This is a genomic window from Betaproteobacteria bacterium, from assembly GCA_016194905.1.
Lineage (GTDB): Bacteria > Pseudomonadota > Gammaproteobacteria > Burkholderiales > JACQAP01 > JACQAP01.
On the sequence record JACQAP010000028.1, the window covers coordinates 16,089 to 41,681 of the forward strand.

At 62.1% G+C, this 25,593-nt stretch carries 18 protein-coding genes; 12 read left to right on the forward strand and 6 right to left on the reverse strand.

Features of this window, described 5'->3' with window-relative positions:
- The first annotated feature begins 10 nt into the window (after positions 1 to 10).
- The 9 genes from HY067_18495 to HY067_18535 all read left to right on the forward strand — a co-directional run bounded on the left by HY067_18495 (position 11) and on the right by HY067_18535 (position 10,672).
- Positions 11 to 2,422 (forward strand): NADH-quinone oxidoreductase subunit G, encoded by a 2,412-nt coding sequence (locus tag HY067_18495; GenBank protein ID MBI3529941.1) that lies wholly within the window; start codon positions 11 to 13, stop codon positions 2,420 to 2,422.
- Entirely contained in the window at positions 2,419 to 3,477 is a 1,059-nt protein-coding gene (gene nuoH, locus HY067_18500) for an NADH-quinone oxidoreductase subunit NuoH (GenBank protein ID MBI3529942.1), read from the forward strand. The genes HY067_18495 and nuoH overlap by 4 nt, the downstream gene beginning before the upstream one ends.
- A gap of 31 nt (positions 3,478 to 3,508) precedes the next feature.
- On the forward strand, positions 3,509 to 3,997 hold the full coding sequence (gene nuoI, locus HY067_18505) for an NADH-quinone oxidoreductase subunit NuoI (GenBank protein MBI3529943.1): 489 nt from the start codon (positions 3,509 to 3,511) through the stop codon (positions 3,995 to 3,997).
- Between the two features lie 64 nt (positions 3,998 to 4,061).
- Positions 4,062 to 4,673 (forward strand): NADH-quinone oxidoreductase subunit J, encoded by a 612-nt coding sequence (locus HY067_18510; GenBank protein MBI3529944.1) that lies wholly within the window; start codon positions 4,062 to 4,064, stop codon positions 4,671 to 4,673.
- Between the two features lie 102 nt (positions 4,674 to 4,775).
- On the forward strand, positions 4,776 to 5,081 hold the full coding sequence (nuoK, locus tag HY067_18515) for an NADH-quinone oxidoreductase subunit NuoK (GenBank protein MBI3529945.1): 306 nt from the start codon (positions 4,776 to 4,778) through the stop codon (positions 5,079 to 5,081).
- Positions 5,082 to 5,229: 148 nt separating this feature from the next.
- On the forward strand, positions 5,230 to 7,188 hold the full coding sequence (nuoL, locus tag HY067_18520) for an NADH-quinone oxidoreductase subunit L (protein ID MBI3529946.1): 1,959 nt from the start codon (positions 5,230 to 5,232) through the stop codon (positions 7,186 to 7,188).
- Between the two features lie 4 nt (positions 7,189 to 7,192).
- A complete protein-coding gene (locus HY067_18525; protein ID MBI3529947.1) occupies positions 7,193 to 8,674 on the forward strand; it encodes an NADH-quinone oxidoreductase subunit M in 1,482 nt (493 codons plus the stop codon).
- Between the two features lies 1 nt (position 8,675).
- Positions 8,676 to 10,127 carry an NADH-quinone oxidoreductase subunit NuoN gene (nuoN, locus tag HY067_18530; GenBank protein ID MBI3529948.1) on the forward strand — a complete coding sequence of 484 codons (1,452 nt, stop codon included), beginning with the start codon at positions 8,676 to 8,678 and terminating at the stop codon, positions 10,125 to 10,127.
- Positions 10,124 to 10,672: an NUDIX hydrolase gene (locus HY067_18535; GenBank protein MBI3529949.1), complete on the forward strand. Its 549-nt coding sequence runs from the start codon at positions 10,124 to 10,126 to the stop codon at positions 10,670 to 10,672. The genes nuoN and HY067_18535 overlap by 4 nt, the downstream gene beginning before the upstream one ends.
- A gap of 24 nt (positions 10,673 to 10,696) precedes the next feature.
- Here HY067_18535 and HY067_18540 read toward each other — a convergent pair whose 3' ends face one another.
- Both HY067_18540 and HY067_18545 read right to left on the reverse strand, forming a co-directional pair.
- Positions 10,697 to 12,670 carry an EAL domain-containing protein gene (locus HY067_18540; protein MBI3529950.1) on the reverse strand — a complete coding sequence of 658 codons (1,974 nt, stop codon included), beginning with the start codon at positions 12,668 to 12,670 and terminating at the stop codon, positions 10,697 to 10,699.
- 63 nt (positions 12,671 to 12,733) lie between these two features.
- A complete protein-coding gene (locus HY067_18545) occupies positions 12,734 to 13,684 on the reverse strand; it encodes a crotonase/enoyl-CoA hydratase family protein (protein MBI3529951.1) in 951 nt (316 codons plus the stop codon).
- Between the two features lie 339 nt (positions 13,685 to 14,023).
- On the opposite strand from HY067_18545, the gene HY067_18550 reads away from it, so the two are divergent.
- Positions 14,024 to 16,234 (forward strand): AMP-binding protein, encoded by a 2,211-nt coding sequence (locus HY067_18550; GenBank protein MBI3529952.1) that lies wholly within the window; start codon positions 14,024 to 14,026, stop codon positions 16,232 to 16,234.
- On the opposite strand, the gene HY067_18555 is transcribed toward HY067_18550, so the two are convergent.
- Positions 16,218 to 17,324: a sorbosone dehydrogenase family protein gene (locus HY067_18555; protein ID MBI3529953.1), complete on the reverse strand. Its 1,107-nt coding sequence runs from the start codon at positions 17,322 to 17,324 to the stop codon at positions 16,218 to 16,220. The two genes, HY067_18550 and HY067_18555, sit on opposite strands and share 17 nt — an antisense overlap.
- Before the next feature lie 142 nt (positions 17,325 to 17,466).
- On the opposite strand from HY067_18555, the gene htpG reads away from it, so the two are divergent.
- Complete coding sequence (gene htpG / locus HY067_18560) at positions 17,467 to 19,425, forward strand: molecular chaperone HtpG (protein ID MBI3529954.1); 1,959 nt, start codon at positions 17,467 to 17,469, stop codon at positions 19,423 to 19,425.
- 90 nt (positions 19,426 to 19,515) lie between these two features.
- Here the strand turns inward: htpG and HY067_18565 are convergent, their stop codons facing one another.
- The 3 genes from HY067_18565 to ppa all read right to left on the reverse strand — a co-directional run bounded on the left by HY067_18565 (position 19,516) and on the right by ppa (position 24,194).
- Positions 19,516 to 20,325, reverse strand: a complete 810-nt coding sequence (locus HY067_18565) for an enoyl-CoA hydratase (protein MBI3529955.1) — start codon at positions 20,323 to 20,325, stop codon at positions 19,516 to 19,518.
- A 94-nt stretch (positions 20,326 to 20,419) separates the two neighbouring features.
- The gene (locus HY067_18570; protein MBI3529956.1) at positions 20,420 to 23,500 is read right to left on the reverse strand and encodes an EAL domain-containing protein; all 3,081 of its coding nucleotides are present in this window, start codon (positions 23,498 to 23,500) and stop codon (positions 20,420 to 20,422) included.
- Positions 23,501 to 23,645: 145 nt separating this feature from the next.
- Entirely contained in the window at positions 23,646 to 24,194 is a 549-nt protein-coding gene (gene ppa, locus HY067_18575) for an inorganic diphosphatase (protein ID MBI3529957.1), read from the reverse strand.
- Positions 24,195 to 24,354: 160 nt separating this feature from the next.
- Here ppa and HY067_18580 point away from each other — a divergent pair, with 160 nt between their 5' ends.
- Entirely contained in the window at positions 24,355 to 25,590 is a 1,236-nt protein-coding gene (locus HY067_18580; GenBank protein ID MBI3529958.1) for a magnesium transporter, read from the forward strand.
- Positions 25,591 to 25,593 lie beyond the last annotated feature (3 nt).

Below are 25,593 nucleotides of genomic sequence, written 5' to 3' on the forward strand. Positions count from 1 at the left end.
TCCCATGCACATGGCAAAGCTCGAAGTAGACGGCCGGCCGGTGGAAGTTCCGGACAACAGCATGATCATGGATGCCACGAGCAAGCTCGGCATCTACGTGCCGCATTTCTGCTACCACCGCAAGCTGTCGATCGCCGCCAACTGCCGCATGTGCCTGGTGCAGGTGGAAAAGGCGCCCAAGCCGCTGCCGGCCTGCGCCACGCCGGTGACCGAGGGCATGAAGGTCTACACGCATTCCGAAGCCGCGATCAAGGCGCAGAAGGGCGTGATGGAATTCCTGCTGATCAACCACCCGCTCGATTGCCCGATCTGCGACCAGGGCGGCGAATGCCAACTGCAGGATCTTGCCGTCGGCTACGGTGCTTCCAGTTCGCGCTACGACGAGCCGAAACGCGTCGTGTCGAACAAGGACCTCGGGCCGCTGGTGTCGGCCGAGGAAATGACCCGCTGCATCCATTGCACGCGCTGTGTGCGCTTCGGACAGGAAATCGCCGGCGTCATGGAGCTCGGCATGGCCGGCCGCGGCGAGCACGCTGAAATCATGCCGTTCGTTGCACGAACGGTGGATTCCGAACTGTCCGGCAACATGATCGACGTGTGCCCGGTCGGCGCGCTGACGTCCAAGCCTTTTCGCTACAGCGCGCGCACCTGGGAGCTGGCGCGGCGCAAGTCGATTGCCCCGCACGACGCGCTGGGCTCCAATCTCGTGGTGCAGGTCAAGGGCGATCGCGTGATGCGCGTGCTGCCGCTGGACAACGAGGACGTCAACGAATGCTGGCTGTCGGATCGTGATCGGTTCTCTTACGAAGGGTTGAACGCCGCTGACCGGCTGACCTCACCGATGCTCAAGCGTGACGGCAAATGGGAAGACGTCGACTGGAGCACGGCGCTGGAATACATTGCCGGCGAACTCGGACGGATCCGCGCAACCCATGGCGCTGAAGCCATCGGTACGCTGGCGACGCCGCAGGCCACGCTGGAAGAACTTTATCTGCTGGGCAAGCTGGCGCGCGGACTGGGTGGCGGCAACGTCGATTTCCGCCTGCGCCAGTCGGATTTTTCCGCCGACGGACAACTGCGTGGCTCGCCTTGGCTGGGCATGAAAGTCGCGGAAATTCCCAAGCTCGATCGCATCCTGGTGATCGGCTCCACGCTGCGCAAGGAACAGCCGCTGCTCGCGCAGCGGTTGCGCCAAGCCGTCAAGAAGGGTGCGCAGTTCAATCTGATCAATCCGGTCGACGATGATCTGCTGATGCGCGTGGCCAACAAAGCCATCGCGGCTCCCTCCGCGTTGGTGGGAATCCTGGCCCAGGTCGTAAAGGCGGCGGCCGAGATCAAATCGGTTGCGGTGCCGGCTGCCGTTGCGGGGGTGGCCGTCGACGCTGCGGTTCGCAAGATCGCGGAAAGCCTCGCAGCGGGCCGCAACCGTGCGATCTTCCTCGGCAACCTGGCCCAGCATCATCCGCAAGCGAGCGAACTGCATCGGCTGGCGCAGGAGTTCGCGCGCATCGTCGACGCAAAAATCGGATTTTTCGGCGAAGCCGCCAACAGCGTTGGCGGTTATCTGGCCGGTGCGACGCCGACTGCCGGCGGGGTTCGCGGCATGAACGCCTTGCAGATGCTGGCGCAGCCGCGCAAGGCCTACCTGTTGTTGCACGCCGAGATGGATCTCGACACCGTCGATCCGCGCGCCGCGCGCGCCGCGATGCAGTCCGCCGAACTGGTGGTCGCCATGTCGCCGTTCAGACACGCGCTGGAGTACGCGCAGGTCCTGCTACCGGTGTCGCCGTTCACGGAAACCGGCGGCAGTTTCGTGAATACGGAAGGCCGGGTGCAGAGTTTCCAGGGTGTCGGGAGGCCGCTGGGCGAGACGCGGCCTGCATGGAAAGTGTTGCGTGTGCTTGGCACCTTGCTCGAACTGCCGGGCTTCGGGTACGACAGCGTCGAAGGCGTCCGCGCCGATTGCGTCGCCGCCATCGGCGATATGGCTTCGCGGCTGGACAATGCGATCCAGGGTGAGCTTGCGCCGTTGCGTGTCTCCGCCCTCACGGGTGTAGGGCGAGCCGGTATTGAAAGAACCGGCATTGAGAGAGCCGTCATTGAAAGGATCGGCGAAGTTCCGATCTATCACGTCGATGGCGTCGTGCGCCGCGCCGAGTCCCTGCAGCTGACTCGAGATGCGCAAGCTGCCGTAGTGTCGCTGCCCGGCGGCCTGGTCGAGAAACTCGGCCTGCGCCAAAACGACCGCGTACGCATTTCTCAGCACGGTGGCGAAGCCGTTCTGCCCTTCCTGCGCGACGACAGGCTGCCCGCGAATTGCGCGCGCATACCGGCCGGCTGTCACGAGACCAGCGGGCTGGGGCCGTTGTTCGGTGAAATCGAACTCGCGCGCGCGGTGGCGCAGGAAAAGGTGAGCGCATGAACCTCGCCTTCGTCGAGGGGCTGATCGGAGCCGACGGCGTGACTGCCCTGTGGACGCTGGCGAAGATCGTCGCCATCACGGTGCCGCTCATTCTCTCGGTGGCCTATCTCACGCTCGCCGAGCGCAAGGTGATCGGCTACATGCAGGTGCGGATCGGGCCGAACCGGGTCGGCTACAAAGGCTTGCTGCAACCGTTCGCCGACGTCCTCAAGCTCCTCGCCAAGGAAATCATCATTCCGTCAGGAGCCAACAAGTTCCTGTTCATACTGGCCCCCGTGCTGTCGATCATGCCTGCGCTCGCAGCGTGGGCGGTCGTGCCGTTCACGCCAGACCTGGTGCTTGCCCGCGTGGATGCCGGATTGCTGTACGTGATGGCGATCACTTCGATGGGCGTCTATGGCGTCATCGTCGCCGGCTGGGCATCGAATTCGAAGTACGCTTTCATCGGCGGATTGCGTTCCGCCGCGCAGATCGTATCCTACGAAATCGCCATGGGGTTCGCGCTGGTGTGCGTGCTCATGATGTCGGGCAGCCTGAACCTTTCCACCATCGTCATGGAGCAGAGCACCGCCTGGGGCTTGCTGGGCTGGAACCTGATCCCGCTGTTCCCGATGTTCCTGGTGTATTTCGTCGCCGGCGTGGCTGAAACCAATCGTGCACCATTCGATGTGGCCGAGGGTGAATCGGAAATCGTAGCCGGTTTCCACGTGGAATATTCAGGAACGGCCTTTGCCGTGTTCTTCCTCGCCGAATATGCGAACATGATCCTGGTTGCTGCGCTGGCGGCGACCATGTTTTTGGGCGGCTGGCTGTCACCGCTGCCGAGCGCATTGGCGGATTCGATGGGCCTGCCCTGGCTTGCGGCAAGCGGGTTTCCCTGGTTGCTGCTGAAGATCGCCTTCCTGCTGTTCTGTTTCCTGTGGTTCCGCGCGACATTCCCGCGCTATCGCTACGATCAGATCATGCGCCTGGGCTGGAAAGTGTTCATCCCGCTGACGATCGTCTGGCTGGTACTGATCGGCGGCCTGATGCAGACCTCGTGGTGGCCATGGTGAAAATGAGAACTTCGGCGAGGGCGTGTACATGATCGAACGCCTCCGCGATTTCTTCCGTACCTTCCTGCTCTTCGAACTGGTAAAGGGCATGGCCCTGACCGGCCGCTATTTCTTCGCGCGCAAGATCACGGTGCAGTTTCCGGAAGAGAAGACGCCGCAGTCCGGACGCTTCCGCGGCCTGCACGCGTTGCGCCGCTATCCGAACGGGGAGGAACGCTGCATCGCCTGCAAGCTGTGCGAAGCGGTATGCCCGGCTCTGGCGATCACCATTGAATCCGAACAGCGCGCCGACGGCACGCGCCGCACCACGCGCTACGACATAGATCTGACCAAGTGCATTTTCTGCGGGTTCTGCGAGGAATCCTGTCCGGTGGACTCGATCGTCGAGACCCGCATTCTCGAGTATCACGGCGAGCAGCGCGGTGATCTGCTCTACACCAAGGAAATGCTGCTGGCGATCGGCGATCGTTACGAAGAGCAGATCGCGAAGGATCGCGCCGAGGACGCAAATTACCGGTGATGGAGTGAGGGGTGAGGAGTGAGGAGACGATTCTCCTTACTCCTCAATCCTTACCAATAACAACATGGACTTCAGGGCGGTCACTTTTTATTTCTTCGCGGCGATCATGGTAGTTGCCGCGCTGCGCGTGATCACCGCGCGCAATCCGGTGCACTCGGCGCTGTTCCTGGTGCTCGCCTTCTTTACCGCCGCCGGCTTGTGGATGCTGCTGGAAGCGGAGTTCCTGGCAATCGCGCTGGTGCTGGTTTATGTCGGCGCGGTCATGGTGCTGTTCCTGTTCGTCGTGATGATGCTCGACATCAACCTGGACCGGCTGCGCGAGGGTTATTGGGATTACCTCGTGCCGGCACTGATTGTCGCTGGTGTGATGGTCGCGGAAATGGCCCTCGTGCTCGGCGGACGCTACTTCGATCTGGAAGGCATGCCCAAGCCGGCACCGCACGCGGCCGACTACAGCAATACACGCGAGATCGGCCGGCTCATTTATACCGATTACGTCTACCCTTTCGAGATCGCGGCGGTCATCCTGCTTGTCGCCATCGTGGCGGCCATCGCGCTCACCCTGCGCCATCGCAAGGATACAAAATATATCGATCCCGCCCAGCAGCTCAAAGTTCGCCGGAAGGACCGCGTGCGCATCGTGTCGATGCCGTCCGAGAAGCGCAATGAGAAGTGAGGAGCCAGTATTGAGGAAAAGCTGTCTTTGGTCTCGAGTGGTGGGATGTTTTCCCTCGTTCCTCGCCCCTCGTTCCTCGCCCCTCCGGAACGGTGCGTCGGCATGATCTCCTTGTCGCACTACCTGATTCTCGGCGCGATCCTGTTCGCGATCAGCGTGGTGGGAATCTTCCTGAACCGCAAAAACGTGATCATCCTGCTGATGGCCATCGAGCTGATGCTGCTGGCGGTGAACATGAACTTCATCGCCTTTTCGCACTTCCTCGAGGACACGGCGGGCCAGATCTTCGTGTTTTTCATCCTGACCGTCGCAGCGGCCGAATCCGCGATCGGACTGGCGATCCTGGTGGTGCTGTTCCGCACCGTGCGCACCATCAACGTAGACGATCTGGACAAATTGAAGGGATGAAATCCGTGCTGCCCGACTTCGCTGGATACCGGGCTTCGCCCATAAGTGCTGTGTACTGTGTACTGAGAGAAAACATCGCGACGCGGAGGGATTGCCCCTTCGCAGCACGCAGCACGCAGTACGCAGTACTTCAAGGAGCGTATTGAAAATGAAGGCGCTCTACTTGATCGTTCCCCTTGCCCCGCTTGCGGGTGCGTTGATCGCCGGCCTGCTGGGCTGGCTCATCGGCCGGCGTGCGTCGCACGTGGTGACCATCGCCGGCATGGTGATTTCAGTGGTCGCATCCTTCCTGGTGTTCCGGGACGTGCTTGCGGGCAACACCTTCAACGGGCCGCTCTACACCTGGATCACAAGCGGCGACGTCACGATGCAAGTCGGTTTCCTGATCGACAAGCTGTCGGCCACGATGATGCTGGTCGTCACCTTCGTATCGCTGATGGTGCACGTCTATACCATCGGTTACATGGCCGACGATCCCGGTTACCAGCGTTTCTTCAGCTATATCTCTCTGTTCACCTTTTCGATGCTGATGCTGGTGATGAGCAACAACTTCCTGCAACTGTTCTTCGGCTGGGAAGCGGTGGGGCTGGTGTCCTATCTGCTCATCGGCTTCTGGTACACCCGCCCGACCGCGATCTACGCCAACCTGAAGGCCTTCATCGTCAACCGGGTCGGCGATCTCGGCTTCCTGCTCGGCATCGCGCTGATACTGGTGTATTTCGGCACGCTCGATTACGCAAAAGTGTTCGCCAAGGCACCGGAGCTGGCGCACGCGACGCTCGGCGTGGCCTTTACTGATTGGCCGCTCATCACCACGATCTGCATCCTGCTATTTGTCGGCGCGATGGGGAAGTCGGCGCAGTTTCCACTGCACGTCTGGCTGCCGGACTCGATGGAAGGTCCGACGCCGATTTCCGCGCTGATCCACGCCGCGACCATGGTGACGGCCGGTATTTTCATGGTCGCGCGCATGTCGCATCTGTTCGAGATGTCGGAGGCGGCGCTGTCGTTCGTCATGGTGATCGGGGCGATCACGGCCTTGTTCATGGCGCTGGTGGCGATCGTGCAGACCGATATCAAACGCGTGGTTGCCTACTCCACGCTGTCGCAGCTCGGCTACATGACCGTGGCGCTGGGCGCTTCGGCCTATGCGGCCGGAATGTTCCACCTGGTTACCCATGCCTTCTTCAAGTCGCTGCTGTTCCTCGGCGCCGGCTCGGTCATCATCGCCATGCATCACGAACAGGACATGCGCAGAATGGGCGGCCTGCGCAAAACCATGCCGATTACCTACGCCACGATGATGGTCGGCGCACTGGCGAGCGCGGGCATTCCGGGTTTTTCCGGGTTCTTTTCCAAGGATGCGATCATCGAAGCCGTGCAGCTGTCCCATCTGCCGGGCAGCGGGTTTGCGTATTTCTGCGTGCTGTCCTGCGTGTTCGTCACCGCGTTCTATACCTTCCGGCTGATGTTCATGACCTTCCATGGCGCGGAGCATTTCACTGCGCATGACGATCACGCTGAACACGGCCACGCGCCCCACGAGTCACCCGCAGTCGTGACGGGGCCGCTGATCGGGCTGGCGATTCCGTCGGTCTGTGCCGGATGGTGGATCGGATCGGTGCTGTTCGGCGGCTACTTCGGCGATGCGATCGTGGTGAGCGAGCCGCACGATGTGCTCGGCGAGATGGGCAAGGAGTTTCACGGCGTCGTTGCGATGATGATCCACTCCCTCGGTACCTGGCCGTTCTGGCTGTCGATTGCCGGCATTGCATCAGCTGCCTTCCTGTATCTGAAGCGCACCGATCTGCCGGAGAAGCTGCGCGTCGTGTTCGGTCCGGTCTACACGCTGCTGGACAACAAATATTATTTCGATCGCTTCAACGACTGGTTTTTCGCCGGTGGCGCACGCCTGCTCGGACGGGGATTGTGGAAAGGCGGCGACGTGGCGGTGATCGACGGTGTCTTCGTCAACGGCGCGGCGCGGCTGGTGGGCTGGTTCGCGACGATTGCGCGCAAATTGCAATCCGGCCTGATCTACCACTACGCGTTCACCATGATCATCGGCGTGTTCGTGCTGCTCACGCTCTGGTTCGCGAGAAGCTGAAAACATGCCCGGACCAGCCCTGCTCAGTACCGTCATCTGGTTGCCGATTCTGGCCGGCGTCGTCGTGCTTTTCACCGGATCCGACCGCAATGCCAACTTTGCGCGCTGGCTCGCTCTCGCCGGCGCGGTCGCCGGCTTCGTCGTTGCCCTGCCGCTCTACGTCAAATTCGATTCCACTGTTCAGGGGATGCAATTCGTCGAGCTGACGCCGTGGATCGAGTCCTACAACATCAACTACCACCTTGGCATCGACGGCATCTCGCTGTTGTTGATCTTGCTGAACACCTTCACCACGGTGCTGGTGGTGCTCGCGGGCTGGAAAGTCATCGGCAGCCGCGTCGGGCAGTACATGGCGGCTTTCCTGGTGTTGTCGGGAATGATGAACGGCGTGTTCTGCGCGATGGACGCCGCGCTGTTCTACGTGTTCTTCGAGGCCACCCTGATCCCGATGTTCATCGTCATCGGTGTGTGGGGCGGACCCAGCCGCGTCTACGCCGCGTTAAAGTTCTTCCTGTATACGCTGCTGGGTTCGTTGCTGACGCTGGTCGCATTCATTTATCTCTACACGACGTCCGGAGGCAGTTTCGCCCTGCTGGACTATTACCGGCTGCAGATTCCGCTGGCCGCGCAAATCCTGTTGTTCATCGCGTTTTTTGCGGCCTTCGCCGTCAAGGTGCCGATGTTCCCCGTGCATACCTGGCTGCCGGACGCGCACGTCGAGGCGCCGACTGGCGGCTCCGTGGTGCTGGCGGCGGTCATGCTGAAACTCGGCGCTTACGGCTTCATCAGATTGTCCCTGCCGATTCTTCCGGATGCGAGCCACGTGTTGGCGCCGGTGGTCATCGGCCTGTCTCTGATTGCCGTGGTCTACATCGGACTGGTTGCGCTGGTGCAGACCGACATGAAGAAACTGATCGCCTACTCGTCGATCTCGCACATGGGATTCGTTACGCTGGGCATCTTCATCTTCAATCCATTAGGCATGGAAGGTGCGGTCATCCAGATGGTGTCCCACGGCTTCGTCTCGGGCGCGCTGTTCCTCTGCGTGGGCGTGCTCTACGATCGCATGCATTCGCGCCTGATCTCGGACTACGGCGGCGTGGTCAACAAGATGCCGGTATTTGCCGCCTTATTCATGTTGTTCGCGATGGCCAATTCCGGCTTGCCGGGTACCAGCGGATTCGTCGGTGAGTTCCTGGTGGTGACGGGCACCATGCACGTTAACTTCTGGTATGCGGCCGTCGCTGCTACTACTCTGTTGTTCGGCGCCGCCTATACGCTTTGGATGTACAAGCGGGTTGTGTTCGGCGCGGTCGCCAACAGCCACGTCGAAGCGCTCTCCGATATCGGGGCACGTGAGGGACTGGTGCTCGCGCTGGTCGCGGTCGCGGTACTCGGCATGGGGCTGTACCCGCAGGCATTCGCCTCGGTGCTGCACAATTCGGTCGGCGACGTGCTGGCGCTGGCGATGAAGAGCAAACTCTAAAATGGATTACGAGATGCCGGATTTTCTGCTGGCGGCCCCCGAGATCTTCGTGCTGACGATGGTCTCGGTGATCCTCATCGTCGATCTGTTCCTGCCCGACCGGCTGCGCGTCTGGACCTACATCCTGACCCAGATCACCCTTATAGCCACCGCTGGAATCATTCTGGTGGCCGGTGGCGAAGACGTGGCTTATACGTTCAACGGCATGTTCGTCGGCGATCCGATGTCGGATGTCCTTAAGATCGCAGTCTGCCTGAGCGTGGCAGTGATGCTCGCTTATTCGCGTTCCTACGCTTCGTTTCGCGGGATCTACCGCGGCGAATTCTTCGTGCTCTCGCTGTTCGCCACGCTGGGGATGATGGTCATGATCTCGGCGAATCACTTCCTGGTGCTCTATCTCGGCCTCGAACTGATGTCGCTGTCGCTGTATGCCATGGTGGCGCTGCCGCGCGACTCCGGCATCAGTACCGAGGCCGCGATGAAGTACTTCGTGCTGGGCGCGCTTGCCTCCGGCATGTTGCTCTACGGCATGTCGATGATCTACGGCGCCACCGGCTCGCTCGAAGTAACGGAAGTCGCGCAGCGCATTACCGATGGCGACGCCATTCCGACCATCCTGATCTTCGGGCTGGTCTTCGTGGTGGCCGGCATCGGATTCAAGCTCGGCGCCGTGCCTTTCCACATGTGGGTGCCGGACGTCTACCACGGTGCGCCGACGGCGGTGACACTGCTGATCGGCACCGCGCCGAAGCTTGCGTCATTTGCCTTCATCATGCGCATGCTGGTCGAGGCGCTCGGCGTCCAGCAACTGATGGTGGAATGGCAGCAGATGCTGGTGATTCTCGCCGTGGCCTCGCTGGCGATCGGCAACGTCACCGCGATCGCGCAGACGAACCTCAAGCGCATGCTCGCGTACTCGACCATCTCGCACATGGGATTCCTGCTGCTGGGCATTCTCAGCGGCACGATCGAAGGATTCGGTGCCGCCATGTTTTATTCGATCGTCTACGTGGTGATGGGTCTCGGGACGTTCGGCATGATCCTGCTGCTGTCGCGCGAAGGATTCGAGGCTGAAAACCTGGAGGACTTCAAGGGATTGAATCAGCGCAACCCGTGGTACGCGTTCATCATGCTGTTGCTCATGTTCTCGATGGCCGGGATACCGCCGACCGTGGGTTTCTGGGCGAAGCTGTTCGTCTTGCAGGCGGTATTGTCGGCGGGTTACATCTGGCTGGCGGTGACCGCGGTGCTGTTCTCCCTGGTCGGTGCCTTCTACTACCTGCGCGTGGTCAAACTGATGTACTTCGATGCGCCGACCGACACGCACGCGATCGAACCGTACGCCGATGTCCGCGCGCTGATGTCGGTCAACGGGTTGGCAATCATCGGACTCGGGCTCGCACCCGGCGCGCTGCTGGCCATTTGTCAGCACGCGATCCAGTTGTCGCTGTGAGCTCCGATTTCACGGAAAAGAAAATTACCTCGCGAACGGCCTATCGCGGCAGGATCCTGACGGTCAACGAAGACGAGGTCAGGCTACCCGACGGCAGAACGGCGTCGCGCGAGTATGTAATGCATCCCGGTGCCGCGATCATCCTGCCTTTGTTCGACGACGGCTCCGTATTGCTCGAGCGCCAGTTTCGTTATCCGGTCGGCCAGCATTTTTACGAGCTGCCGGCCGGCAAGCTCGAGCCGGACGAACCGGCTCTCGAAACCGCGAAACGCGAACTGCTCGAGGAGACCGGCTACGTGGCCGCAGAGTGGCGTGAATTGGGCCGCCTGCATCCGTGTATCGGCTACTCGGACGAACGGATCGATTTTTTCCTGGCGCGCAAGCTGGAGTTCAAGGGAGCACAATTGGACGAAGGCGAATTTCTGGAAACATTGCGCGTATCGCTCGCTGAGGGCGTGGACTGGATCCGGCGCGGGCGTATTACCGACGCAAAAACCGTTCTCGGCCTTTTCTGGGCGGAGAAACTCCTGAGGGAAAACTGGTAGGCACGGCCGTGCCCGACGCGTGTTTCAGGCGCGCTGGCCGGCTCGCAGTGGTTGCTGCGCGGGAACGATGGCAGGAAATGGCAGCGGACGGGCGAACAGAAACCCCTGGCCATACTGGACCCCCATTCCCACCAGAATGTCCATCACGGCCTGATTTTCGACCCACTCCGCGACGACCTGTTTATTCAGGCCGCGGGCGACGTCGCACAGCGCGCCCACGAAGAGCCGGCTGGCATTGTCGGAAGCGAGGTCGCGCACGAAGCTGCCATCTATCTTGAGGTAATCGACGTCGAAGCGCTTCAGGAAATAGAAGGAGCTGAAGCCCGCCCCGAAATCGTCCAGCGCAAAGCGGCAACCCAAGCCTTTCATCTGAGCGATGAATTCCTGGGTCACATCGACACTCGACATCGCCGCCGTTTCCGTGATTTCAAACACCAGTTGCGAATGGTCTATCGGAGCCGCCGCGAGCATGCTCTGGAAACGCCGCACCCAGTGCGGATCGGAAATGCTGGTGCGCGACAGGTTCACGAAAAAGCGCGTCTTGCGGCCGCGGAAATCCGGCCCCTGCAGCGCGTCGATGACCTTGCTGACTACACGCAGGTCGATTTCCTGTGCCATTCCCAGCGACTCGGCCACCTCGATGAACTGTCCCGGCAGCACCATGCCGCCGTTGCGGTCGAGGATGCGAACGAGAATCTCCTGATGCACCGATGTGCGGTCGGACAGCCGGATCACAGGTTGCGAGCACAGCATGACCCTGTTGTCGTCGAGTACTTCGCGCAGCTCGCGCGCCCAGTGCACGCGCTTGTGGGTGCCCCGCAAATCGTCCGGATTGTGATCATGAAGCCGCACGCGGTTGCGGCCGTTGTCCTTGGCCTGATACATCGCTATGTCGACATTGGCCAGCAGGGTGGCCACGTCGGCGCCGTGGAAAGGATAGATGGCGACACCGATCGAAGCTGTCAGAGTCGACAGGCAGCCCTGCCCCGACACCGGAAACTTGTAATGGCGCAGCGCCGTCAGTGCGCGCTCGCCGAATTGCGAGGCATCTCCGCGCAATGCGTTTGGAAGGTGCAGCGCGAACTCGTCTCCGCCCAAGCGGAATACCTGCGCGTTTTCATCCTTGAACAGATCCTTCATCAGCCCGCCGATGGCGATGAGAAGCTGGTCGCCGGCGCGATGACCGAAGTTGTCGTTGATGTATTTGAAATGATCGACGTCGAGCAGTACCACCGACCCTTTTTCGCCGTCGGCCAGAGCAGCTTCCAGCGCCTTCTGCAGAGAAACGCGGTTAGGCAGACCGGTCAGTCCGTCGTGAGTCGCGAGGCGCTCGATTTCCAGCGCGGCATGGTGCTGCTCGGTGACGTTGCGTGCGGTGCCGCGCAGTCCGACGATACGGCCTTCCTCGTCATGTGAGACCCGCGCGTTGATGCCCACCCAGCGGTCCGTGCCGTCGGTGGAAATCAGGTGGGTAAGGTAGTTCTTTACTTCGCCGTTCTTGCGCAGCGCCGACAGGAAGCGGCGGTTGGACACATGCTGGGGACGCGCCTCGAAATCGAAGAAGCAGCCGCCGTGCAGATCCTTTGGCCGCAAGCCGAAGAGCTCGACGCAGGCATTGTTCAGATAAGTGAAGCGGCCCAGCGCATCGGTCGTCCAGATCAGATCGTGGGAGGTTTCGACCAGATCGCGATAGCGCGATTCGCTTTCCAACAACAGCTGGATGATGCGGCGCTTTTCCTTCAGGGTACGGCGCGCGGCGGCCAGCTGATCTTCCATCCTGCCGGTCTCCGGCCTGACGAGATCGTGCTTATCGCTCGCCACGACCGTGGCCGAACCGGCCAGCCCATCGATGATCTCGCGCGCATAGCGGCGGTGGCCGCCGTCGGTTCGGCGGGCGACCAGCACGCCTTGTGCGTCCCAGCGCCGCAATTTCTGCAGCGGAATGCCCAGCCGTGCCGCCGCTTCCTGAATCGTGTACTCGGGAAGATCCTGCGCCATGGTGCGCCTGACGCTCCGTTTTCGCCGGTTGATCGGGCCGACGAATCCCATTCGCCGGCGCATTCAGTGCAGATGCTTGGCCATGCCGGTGTCTTCCCGGCGGGCCATCGGGTGCAGGTCGTTCTGGCGGGAAACCAGGCGCTGCATGAGCTTGAGATCGCGGCCGCTCAGGCTGAGCGCGGTATCCACCCAGACCTCGACCACACCCAGCAGTTCCTCGTAGTCCAGCTTGTGGACACGGCGCCGGGCTGCGGCAATGCCGGCCATGCCAATACGGCTACGGCTGCGGGACTTGATGAAATTCCCGACTTCGCCCTCGCCCCGGCCCTGATCCACTACCAGATCCACCACACCCATCGCCAGCATATCATCGGCGCCATAGACCCGGCCACTGGAGATCAGTTCTTCGGCCGCGCGTTTGCCGACTTTTCGTTCCAGGAACGAATAGGCGCCCATCCCCGGGAAGAGGTTGAACAGGATCTCGGGAAAGCCGAAGCGGGACTGGCGTTCGGCCACGATCACGTCGGAAGACAACGCGGCCTCGAAGCCACCGCCCAGGCATTCGCCCTGGACCAGCGAAATCGTCGTGATCGGCAGCCCGTGGCCGACGTAGTTGCGGTACAGGACGTCCACGCAGGCTCGTCCGTAACCCAGCAATCCGTCGCGGTCATGCGCGTCGATCAGTCGCGTGAACAGGCTCAGGTCGCCGCCGAGATTGAAGACGCCCGGCACTTTCGACGCCAGTACCGCATATTCCAGGGGCATGCGTTCGCCCTGGCACTCGATCGCCCCGCCGCTGTGAGTCATGAACTGGCAGTAGCGATTGAGATCCTGCAGCAGTTCGGGATTGAAGTTCGGCCGCGGGCTCGGATTCCATCTCAGCCACATCGAATGCTGTTCCCTGTCGTAGAGCGCGGAAAGCTGCTCGGAAAAAAAGTATTCGGTGGATGGAGCGGCGGCCTGAGACCCTGGCGTTGCGGGAAGGAGTAGTTCCTGCGGGACATTCATGTCCATTTTAGTTCTCCTGAGCGAATGGTTTGAGGACGACGGAGAGGCCGCTTCCATGTTGTTTCTCCCAAAAGCGGTTTCCGCTCTGACTTTAGACGAAGACGCGATCGAAAGGCAAATCTAACACTCTGATAGGTTTACTTTTTTGGCTTCTTAGTCAATGTGTTGAATTAACTTGTCCCTGTAAGGCGACAAAAACTTCACAAATTTGTTTGGATGCGGACTGCCATGACATCTGTGTAAGTGATTTAATATAGTGCTCCAAGCCATGGATTTTGTTTGCGTTGTGGATTTCATGCCGATATCCGCACGCCATGACGACAACGATTGCCGGTTGAGTGCTCTATGTCCTCCCTGATTCGCTTGCTGCTGCGGTTGCTTTTTCGTGTCCGCGTCCTCGGTGACTTGGCGCCGTTCGGGCATGCCGATCGCTTGTTGATTGTCGCCAATCACCATTCCCGCCTCGACGCCGTGGTGCTGGCCCTGTTTCTGCCGCGTGATCCCGTCGTTATCGTGCCGCCAGATGAAACCGGAGGCCGGCTCGTACGCTGGCTGCTGGCGCATGTCCGCCACGAAGCCCTGGATCTCAACAACCCTTTGAGCATGAAGCGGGTGCTGCGCCTGCTACGCGCCGGGCGTCCGGTGGTGCTCTTCCCGGAAGGGCGCATTGTCGAAAATGGCGCAGTCATGAAGATCTACCCGGTGCCCGCGTTAGTCGCCCTGAAAAGCGGAGCCAGCGTGCTGCCGGTGCACGTGGAAGGGGCGGGACAGTGGTTCAGCCGTTCCGGTTCGGCGTCGCGGCTGCGGCAATGGTTGCCTGCTATCACGCTGCGGGTATTTTCAGCGACGCGCATCGACGGTGGCGCCGCCGGGAGCGCACGGCGACGGCGCGCCTTCGCCACCCGCCGGCTCGCCGCGGTCATGCAGGCGATGGCGGTGCAATCGCACGCCTGCAAGCCGCTGTTCGAATGTTTCCTGGACGCCGTCTCCGTGCACGGCCGCAAGACCTTCCTCATCGAGGACCAGAGCGAGAAGCCGCATACCTACGGGGATCTCCTGCGCATGAGCCTGGCGCTGTCGCGCCTGTTGCGGCGGCACACCGACGACCGCGAAAACATCGGCGTGCTGCTGCCGAATGTGGTCAGTGCCGTCGCCGTGGTGATGGCATTGTCGGCGGCGCGCCGCGTGCCCGCGATCTTCAATTACTCGGCCGGTCCGCTGGCGGTGGAAAGTGCGCGCATTGCCGCGGGTGTGCGCACGGTGATCACGTCGCGCCGGTTCATCGAGCAGGCGCATCTGCAGCCGCTGCTGGATGCGTTGCCAGGCTGCACCCTCATCTATCTCGAGGATTTGCGCAGCCAGTTCGGGTTTGCCGACAAATTCTGGCTGATTGCATTCGCGCTGCGGCTGCCGCGACTGGCCATGGCAAAGCAATCGACGCTGGACCCCGCGGTCGTGCTGTTTACGTCCGGTTCCGAGGATCGACCCAAGGGCGTGGTGCTGTCGCATCACGCCATCGTCGCCAATGTCGCGCAGATCCGGGCGGTGTTCGACTTCTCGCCTGCGGACAAGGTGCTCAATCCGCTGCCGCTCTACCACGCCTATAGCTTTACCGCCGGCGTGATGCTGCCGCTGATTACCGGCACGCGGGTCAATCTGTTCATCTCTCCGCTGCGCTATCGCGCCATTCCGGAAATTGCATACAAGCGCGACTGCACCATCCTGTTCGGTACCAGCACTTTTCTGTCGTTCTACGCGCGCTATGCCAATCCGATGGATTTCAGCCGGCTGCGCCACGTCATTTCCGGCGGCGAAAAACTGTCACCGGAAGTGTCCAGGATCTGGATGGAAAAATTCGGCGTGCGCATCATGGAGGGTTACGGCTCGACCGAATGCGCGCCGGTGATCTCGCTGGCCACGCCGGCGGCTTACCGTCGCGGCGCAGTCGGCAGCTTCCTGCCCGGCGTTGAACATCAGATCGAGCCCATGGACGGCATCGACAAAGGCGGCGTGCTGCACGTGCGCGGTCCCAACCTGATGCTGGGCTATTACCGCTATCAGAATCCGGGCGTGATCGAGGCGCCGAAGTCCTCGGTCGGCGAAGGCTGGTACGACACCGGCGACGTCGTCGATATCGATCACGATGGCCTGGTCTCGATCTCCGGGCGTGTCAAACGGTTTGCCAAGATCGCAGGCGAGATGGTATCCCTCGACATGATCGAGCATGTGGCGCGCGAGGCCTCTCCGGATTTTCATCATGCGGCGGTGCTCAATGCGCAGGATTTCGGCGGCGAGACCACCGTGCTGTTCACGACCGATCCCTGGCTCACGCGCGGCCGCCTGCTGGAGGCGGCGAAGCAACTGGGGACGCACGATCTTTCGGTCGCACGCCGCCTGGTCCCACTGAAGGAATTGCCGCTGCTGGCTTCGGGAAAGATCGATTACGCCGCGCTCAAAAGTCTGATCGAGGGCGATGTGGTGAAGCGGCTGCTGGCCGCCGCGATGATGAATCCTGTCGATGTCGAGGAAGGATCGCAGCCTACTTCGAGTAAGTGACGCGGTAAACCACGTTGGCGGAGTCGTCGGAAATCAGCAGCGATCCGTCCGGTAGCACCAGCAGATCCACCGGGCGTCCCCAGGCGCGTTCATTCTCCATCCAGCCGGTGGCGAACTCCTCGAACTTGTCCACGGTTCGGCCGTCTTCCTTCAGCGTGGCCATCATCACCCGGTAGCCGTTCTTGCGGCTGCGGTTCCACGAACCGTGTTGCGCGATGAATATCCGGTTTCTGTACGCCGCGGGAAACATTTTGCCGGTATAGAAGCGCAGCCCGTCGGGTGCGACATGGCCGCCCTGTTTCAGTGCCGGCGGCGTGAACTCGCTGCATTTGCGCTTCGCCCCGTATTCCGGATCGGGGGTGTCGCCTTGATGGCAGTAGGGAAAGCCGAAATGCATGCCCGGCTTGGGCGCGTGATTCAGCTCGCAGGACGGCAGGTCGTCGCCCATCATGTCGCGGCCGTGGTCGTTGAACCAGAGTTCCTTCGTGTTCGGATCCCAATCGAAGCCGACCGTGTTGCGGATACCGCGGGCGAACACTTCAACCTGGCTGCCATCCGGCTTCATGCGGTGAATTGCGGCATACACGTCAGCATCAGTCTCGCAGATGTTGCAGGGTGCGCCGACCGGCACATAGAGCCAGCCGTCCGGCCCGAAGGCGATGAATTTCCAGCCGTGATGGCCGTCCCTGGGAAGCTTGTCGAATACGACGACCGGTTTCGGCGGCTTCTTGAGATCCGCTTCGATATTGTCGAAGCGCAGGATGCGGCTGATTTCGGCGACATAGAGTGCGCCGTCGCGGAAGGCCACGCCATTGGGCGCATTCAGTCCCCTGGCGATGGTGACGACTTCGTCCACCTTGCCGTCGCGATTGGAATCCACCAGCGCGTAGACTGAACCCTCGGAGCGCGTGCCGACGAATACGGTTCCCTTGTCGCCCAGTGCCAGCGAGCGGGCATTCTCGACATTCTCTGCATAGACCTCGATCTTGAAGCCGGGCGGCAGCTTGATGCGCTCGATCGGCGGGGCGGCCATCGCTGTACCGGCGGCGAGGGCGGCGGCCAGGACCAGGACGGGGACGAAATGTTTCATCGTTTGACTCCTTGTATGAATCCGGCGGCGATGCCGGACAGGCATCGGGCGACGTACCCGGGTTCCGGTGCGGCTCTTGAACGCATAAGATAGCGCCCTTATCTCACCAAGCCAGTACAAAATTCTTAAGGAGTGTATCGCCATGGCCGAAGCCGCCACCAAGGAAACACTGGGCTTCCAGACCGAAGTCAAGCAACTGCTGCAGTTGATGATCCACTCGCTGTATAGCAACAGGGAGATTTTCCTGCGGGAGCTGATTTCCAATGCGTCCGATGCCTGCGACAAACTGCGTTTCGAGGCGCTGACCGATGCCGGGCTCTTCGAGGACGATGCCGACCTGAAAATCCGCGTGTCTTTCGATCGCGCGGCCCGCACCCTAACGGTATCGGACAACGGCATCGGCATGTCGCGCCAGGAAGTCATCGATAACATCGGCACGATCGCCAAATCCGGAACGCGCGAGTTCTTCGAGCGGCTCACGGGCGACCAGGCCAAGGACGCCACCCTGATCGGGCAGTTCGGCGTGGGCTTCTATTCCTCGTTCATCGTCGCCGACAAGGTCACGCTGGTCACCCGGCGCGCCGGGCTGGGCAAGGAGCAGGGCGTGCGCTGGGAATCGGGCGGCGAAGGCGACTACACCATCGAAACCGCGGAGAGGCCGGGACGGGGGACCGAAGTCACCCTGCATTTGCGCGAAGGCGAGGACGAACTGCTGGAAGGTTTCCGCCTGCAGTCGATCATCCGCAAGTACTCCGACCACATCTCCCTGCCGATCCTGATGAACAAGCAGGAATGGGACAAGGACAAGGGCGAGCATGTCACCCGGGATGAACTGGAAAAGGTCAACCAGGCGTCCGCGCTGTGGGCGCGGCCGAAGTCGGAAATCACCGAAGAACAGTATCGCGAGTTCTACAAACACGTCGGCCATGATTTCGATGCGCCGCTGGCGTGGGTGCATTCAAAAGTGGAGGGCAAGTCCGAGTACACCCAGCTGCTGTACGTTCCGGCGCGCGCGCCGTTCGACCTCTGGGACCGCGAGCACCGCCACGGCGTCAAGCTGTACGTGCGGCGCGTCTTCATCATGGACGATGCCGAACAATTGCTGCCCGCCTACCTGCGCTTTGTGCGCGGCGTGGTGGACTCCGGCGACCTGCCGCTCAATGTGTCGCGCGAAATCCTGCAGGAATCGAAGGACGTCGAGACCATCCGCAAAGGTTGTGTGAACAAGGTCCTCGGCCTGCTCGAGGATCTGGCGCAGAACCAGAAGGACAAATACGCGGCCTTCTGGAAGGAATTCGGACGCGCGCTGAAGGAGGGCGTCGGCGAGGACTGGGCGAACAAGGAGCGCATCGCCAAACTGCTGCGCTTTGCATCCACCCATGCCGACACCGAGGAACAGAGCATCGGGCTGGCGGACTACGTGGCGCGCATGAAGGACGGCCAGGACAAGATCTACTACATCACGGCCGACAGTTTCGCCGCCGCGAAGAACAGCCCGCATCTGGAGATCTTCCGCAAGAAGGGCATCGAGGTGCTGCTGCTGTCGGATCGCGTCGACGAGTGGGTAGGCTCGAATCTGACCGAGTTCGACGGCAAGCCGCTGGCGTCGGTCGCCAAGGGCAATCTCGACCTGGGCAAGCTGGCCGACGAGGACAAGACAGAGCAGGAGAAGGAAGCCGGCGAGCACAAGGAGCTGGTCGAGAAGATCGGCAAGAGCCTCGGCGACCAGGTGAAGCAAGTCCGCGTGACGTTCAGGCTGACGTCTTCACCGGCCTGCCTGGTTGCGGACGAACACGGCATGAGCGCCAACCTGGAGCGCATGCTCAAGGCCGCGGGTCAGAAGGTGCCGGGCAGCAAACCCATCCTGGAAATCAATCCGCACCATCCGCTGGTGCAGCGGTTGAAATATGAGACCGACGAGGCGCGCTTCGGCGACTGGAGCCACATCTTGTTCGACCAGGCGCTGCTCGCCGAAGGCGGGCAACTCGACGATCCGGCAACGTTCGTCAAACGCCTCAACGACCTCATGCTCGCCATGAGCCACCCCACCCCCTCTCCCCAGCCCTCTCCCGCCGGGGGAGAGGGGGCCTCCCAACCGTGAAAATAAACGGGCGACCAACGGGTCGCCTGTTTTGCTTTAGTGCCTCAGAGTTCCCTCTCCCCTCCGCGGGAGAGGGCCAGGGAGAGGGGGCTACTTATTCTTCCACTCCGGTTTTCTTTTCTGCATGAAGGCGTCGATGCCTTCGCCGACGTCCTCCGCCATCATGTTGCAGGCCATGACGTCCGCGGCGTACTCGTAGGCTGCTTCCATGCCCATTTCCATCTGCTTGTAGAACATCTTCTTGCCGGTGGTCACGGCGACGGAAGATTTTCGGATGATGGCATCGGCGAGCGCCTTGACCTCGGCATCGAGCCTGTCCGCCGGCACGACGCGATTCACCAGGCCGCGTTCCTTCGCGGTCGCGGCATCGATGAAATCGCCGGTCAGCAGCATTTCCATGGCTTCCTTGCGCGAGACGTTGCGGCCGAGCGATACGCTCGGGGTCGAGCAGAACAGGGCGACGTTGATGCCCGAGACGGCAAAGCGTGCGGTATCGGACGCGACCGCGAGATCGCATTGCGCGACCAACTGGCACCCCGCCGCGGTGGCAATGCCGTGCACGCGCGCGATCACCGGTTGCGGCAAGCGCAATAGCTTCATCATCACGTCGCTGCACTGCGCAAAGAGCTTGTCGTAGTAGGCCTTGCGCGGATTGGCGCGCATCTGCTTGAGGTCATGTCCGGCGCAGAACGCCGTGCCGGCACCCGCGATGACGACCACGCGAACCGATTCGTCCCTTGCGATGGCGTCGAGCGTCGATTGCAGTTCAGTCAGCAACTCTTCGGAAAGCGAGTTGTACTGCTTCGGGCGATTCAGCGTGACGGTGGCGATACCGCCGGCATCCTGGCGCAGCAGGATCGGTTCGTCGCTGGTTTGCAGCGCAGTTGCGCTCGCGGGCATGGGGATTCTCCGGTATCTGACGCGTACACTGAAATTATAGGCGCTGCAGCGATGCTTTTGTAAGGTCCGGGCACCCCGGGGTGCCGCGGGAACTTCAGGAGTGCAGGTGACGCCCTTGCGCTTGCTCGGCATTCCGGTCCAGAAAAAGCTCGAAGGCGTCGATACCCAGCGGCTTGCTGAACAGGAAACCCTGGATTTCGTCGCAGCCATGGGCGTGCAGGAAATCGAGCTGGGGCACGGTTTCCACGCCTTCGGCGACGACTTCGAGCTTCATGTTGTGCGCCATCGCGATGATGCTGCGTGTAATCGACGCATCGTCGCGATCGTCCGGCAGATCGCGGATGAACGAGCGGTCGATCTTCACGCAGTCGATCGGGAAGCGCTTGAGATAGGCGAGAGACGAATAGCCGGTGCCGAAATCGTCGATGGCGATGCGCACGCCGGTGTCGCGCAGCGCCTGCAGCAGCTTGATCGCGCCCTCGGCGTCGCGCATCACCATGCTTTCGGTGATCTCGAGCTCCAGGTTTTCGGCCGGGAATCCGGTCTGCGCGAGGGCCTGGCTGACCCGCATCGCCAAACCTTCATCGTACAATTGCCGCACCGACAGGTTGACCGCGACGCGCAGGTTGCCATGTCCGGAGGCGCGCAGCGCCTGCCCCTGGCGGCAGGCTTCCGTCAGCACCCAGTCGCCGATCGGAACGATCATGCCGGTCTCCTCGGCAATGGCGATGAAGTCACCCGGCTGCATCAGGCCCTTCTCGGGATTGTGCCAGCGCACGAGCGCTTCCATGCCGGCGACGTTGCGTGAGGACATCTGCATCTTCGGCTGGAAATGCAGCATGAATTCGCGACGCTCGAGCGCGCGCCCCAGCGCCGATTCGATCGACAGCCGCTCGCGCCCATGCGCATCCATGTCCGGCGAGAAATACTGGAAGCCGTTTTTGCCGGATTCCTTCGCGCGATACATGGCGACGTCGCTGTTGCGCAGCAGCGTCTGCAAGTCGGTGCCATCGTGCGGGCTGGTGCTGATGCCGATGCTGGCGGTGATCAGGAATTCCTGCTCATCGATGACCAGCGGCCGTGATGTGGCTTCGAGGATTTTGTTGGCCACGGCGCTCACTGCGTCGATGCTGGAGGCATCCTGCATCAGGATGACGAACTCGTCCCCGCCCAGGCGCGCGAGCACGTCGCCGTCGCGCAGGCAGGTGTGCAGCCGGGCGGCGACCTGCTTCAACAACTGGTCGCCGGCCTCGTGGCCGATGATGTCGTTGATGTTCTTGAAGCGGTCGAGGTCGACCACCATCAGCGCGCAATTCAGTCCCTGGCGCCGGCTGGCCGCGATCGTGTGTTCGAAAGCGCGCTGGAAGTGCGCGCGGTTGGGAATGCCGGTCAGCTCGTCGTGATAGGCCAGATACTCGATGTGTTCCTCGGCGCGCTTGCGGTCGGTGATGTCGCGAATGATGACGCTGGCGCACAGTTCGCCCGATCGGTCACGGAAAGTGGTCGACGATACTTCCACCGGCACCCAGCTTCCGTCCTTGCGCCGCATTTTAAGCTCGCCGCGCGCGGCACCCTCGCGCTGATGCTCGTCCAGCAGGGCTGCCACGCGGGGATCGTCCGGCTCGGTCAGACCCCGGCGTCCAAGCGCGCGCAGTTCGTTTTCCGTATATCCCAGCAGCCGGCACGCCTGCGCATTGGCCGAAAGGATGCTGCCGTCGGGTTGCATCAGGAACACGGCGTCGATGCTGTGCTCGAACAACGCCTGATAACGCGCTTCGCTTTCGCGCAACGTGTCGGCGAGTACGCGTCGTTCGGTAATGTCTTCATCGGCCGCCACGCCGCCGACGATCTCGCCTTCGGCCGAGACGATGGGTGCCGCCGAGTGCAGGATGGTCTTGCGGCTGCCGTCGAAGCATTCGATGTCCACGACTTCATTGCGCGAGGTTTCTCCGTTGGCGAGCGCGCGTGCCATGCCCCAGTCGGCGGCTTCCAGCGGCTCGCCGGAATCCGATCGCCAGCCCCTCGGGCCCGCGGAGTGTGGCGACCCTTGCGCCGGTGATGCTCCCCAGATGCGCCTGCTGGCCGTGTTGCCCAGCACCAGATGGCCCTCGCTGTCGGCGACCCGGACGCCGACCGGCAGCGTATCGAGCACCTGGCGCAGCATCTGCTCGCTGTAAGCGACCGAGCGTGCCAGATCGTTCCGGCGACGCAGTTCCTGCATCAGCAGCCAGGCCAGCATCATCGTGGCCAGCGTGAAGGCGATCAATATCACGACCGTGACCTTTTTTTCCTCGCGCCAGCCGGCCAGTACTTCTTCCTCGCTCAGACCGACCTGCACCATCAGCGGCGTATCGGCTACCCGGCGGGCGCTGTAGATGCGGGCTACGCCGTCCACCGCGCTGACGCTGCGCGATGTGCGGGAGCCATGGCTCGAGAGCAGGTCTTTCAGCGTCAGGTTTCCCCCGGTGGGAACGCCCAGCCAGGAAGGGGCCTCCGGCGCGCTGGCGATCAGTTCGCCGTCCTCATGCATCAGTCCAATCACGCCGTCGCGTCCGACCTCGATGTCACGGTAGATCGACTGGAACACGCCAGGTTCGAGTGCCACGACGATGGCGCCGGCGAAACGGCCTTCGGCGTCGTCGAGCCGCCGGCTCGCGGTGACAGACCATGCGCCGTTGCCGCGCTCGACAATCGGCTTGCCGACATAGAGCCGGCCGGAATGCGAGCGATGCCAGTTGAAATAGTCTCGATCCGAGAAATCCCGCGGCGCGACCGGATGAATATCGGAGTCCTGCACCAGCATGCCGCGTGCGTCGAGCACGAACAGTGTGCGGGCGTTGGGCAGTTGGCCGAGTTTTTGCGCGAGCAGGGTGTGCATGCCGGCGCCGGCGGGGTCGCGCAACGCCGGCATCTGCAGCCACATTTCGCCCAGACCGCGCAGCGTAGCGTCCACCGATTGCAACATCGCGGCGGTACGCTGCTCCACTATCTGGGCGAGGTTCCGCGTGGTGCGTTCGGCATCGCGCAGGCTGGCATCTCTCGACTTGGCCAGGGCGAGGAATGCAAGGGTGAAGAGGGTAACGACCAGCAGGGCGGCAAGCCCCGGGATCAGGTAGAGAAGAAGACGCTCTCGCTCTCGCGGGCGTTCGATTGCGGCCGGAGGCTGAGGCGTCACGGAAATCGCGGTAAGGTCACATTGCGAAGTGTACCTCGGATGTTCCGCGCCCGCGATGCGATCGTATCTATTCAGGACTGGCGCGCAAACCCGATCAACCCGCCCCGTTCCTCCCTCCCGACGACTGCGCTGCCGGCCGCTCGGGCTAGAACATCGGCTTCGGCTTTGCCTCGCGGTAGCGGGCCACGCTGGCCATGATCTCGGCACCGGCCTCTGCGGGCCCGAGCCAACCCGTGACTTTCACCCATTTACCGGGTTCGAGATCCTTGTAATGCTCGAAGAAATGCCGGATCTGAGAAAGGCGCTCGGGCTGCAGGTCTTCGGGCTTGTGCCAGTGCTTGTACATCGGCAACACGGAGTCGACCGGAACGGCCAGCAACTTGGCGTCCCCGCCGGCCTCGTCGACCATCTTCAGCACACCGATCGGCCGGCAGCGGATCACCGCGCCCACGTTGACCGGGAAGGGCGTGATCACGAGCACGTCGGCCGGGTCGCCGTCTTCGGACAGGGTGCGCGGGATGTAACCGTAGTTACAGGGGTAGCGCATGGCCGTCATCATGAAGCGGTCGACGAATAGCGCGCCGGTTTCCTTGTCCACTTCGTACTTGATCGGGTCGGCATTCATCGGGATTTCGATGATCACGTTGAAATCGTCGGGCAGGTCGCGTCCGGGCGTCACACGGTCGAGGTTCATGGCGGGGTTTGAAGGATTTGGTCCGCGGCCACTGTACACCGCCGCCATATCCGTGGCGACCGGGGCACGGTAAACTGCCGCCGCATACGGCGGGACGCCTCGGCCGCGAATCGAGGCGACCGCGCTGCCTAACGGCGCGAATTTCGACAGGGTGGTGCGGATGGAAAGCAGTCAGACCAATTCTGCATACGGCAACGAACAGCTTCGCCGCCGGTCGCTGATCACCGAGATCAGGCTGCGCGACGGCCGCGAGGCGGCCAAGCTGCTGATGGGGGAGTTGCCGAACGTCGCGGGACAGGTGTTGCTCGAGCTCAATCCCGGACAGACCACCGCGATTCTCGAGCGTTTCTCCAAAGACTTTGTTGCCAGGGTGCTCGCCAGTGTTCCCGCCGAATACGCGCGGCAGTGGGCGCGCAACCAGGGTTATCCGGACGGCAGCATCGGCCGCATGATGGATCCGGCGATCGCAGTTTTCCCCCCCCACATCAACGTAGGCAATGCCATCGAGCGGCTGCGCAACATGATCAAGACTGCATTCGTGACCTACGGCTTCGTCACCGACGAGTCCGGCAAGCTGCTCGGCCTGATCACGATGCGCGACCTCCTGTTCGGCGCGCACGACAGGAAACTCTCCAGCGTCATGCTGGCCGATCCCTTTTGCCTGAACGCGGATATGCCGCTTTCCGACGCGATGAAGCCGGTGCTCAACCGCCACTATCCGGTCTATCCCGCATGCGACGGACACGGCCGGCTGGTGGGCCTGGTGCGCGGCTCGACCATGTTCGAAGAGCAGAGCCTCGAGATCAGCGCGCAGCCCGCGTCGATGGTGGGTGTCGAAGAAGAGCGGCTGACCACGCCGTGGCCGAGAAGCTTGAAGTTCCGCCATCCCTGGCTGCAGTTGAATTTGCTGACGGCGTTCCTCGCTGCCGCGGTGGTCGGGTTTTTCCAGGGCACGCTGGACAAGCTCGTCATCCTCGCGTTGTTTCTACCGGTATTGGCCGGTCAGTCGGGCAACACCGGCTGCCAGGCACTGGCCGTGACGCTGCGCGGCATGACGCTCGGCGAACTGCGTGCCGGCGCGGAACGCAGTCTGGTCATCAAGGAAGCGGCGCTGGGATTTCTCAACGGCACGCTGGTCGGGCTGATCGCCGCCATCGGCATGTACATCACCGCGACTTCGCAGCACAACCCGGCGGCGCTCCAGCTCTGTCTGGCGGTTCTGCTGGCGATGATCGCAAGTTGCGTGGTCAGCGGTGTTGCCGGCGCCATGATTCCGCTCACGCTGAAGAAACTCGGCTTCGATCCGGCCACCGCGTCGAGCATCTTCCTGACTACGGCGACCGACATAGCCAGCATGGGGTGTTTCCTCGGACTGGCGACGATACTGGTTCTGTAGGCC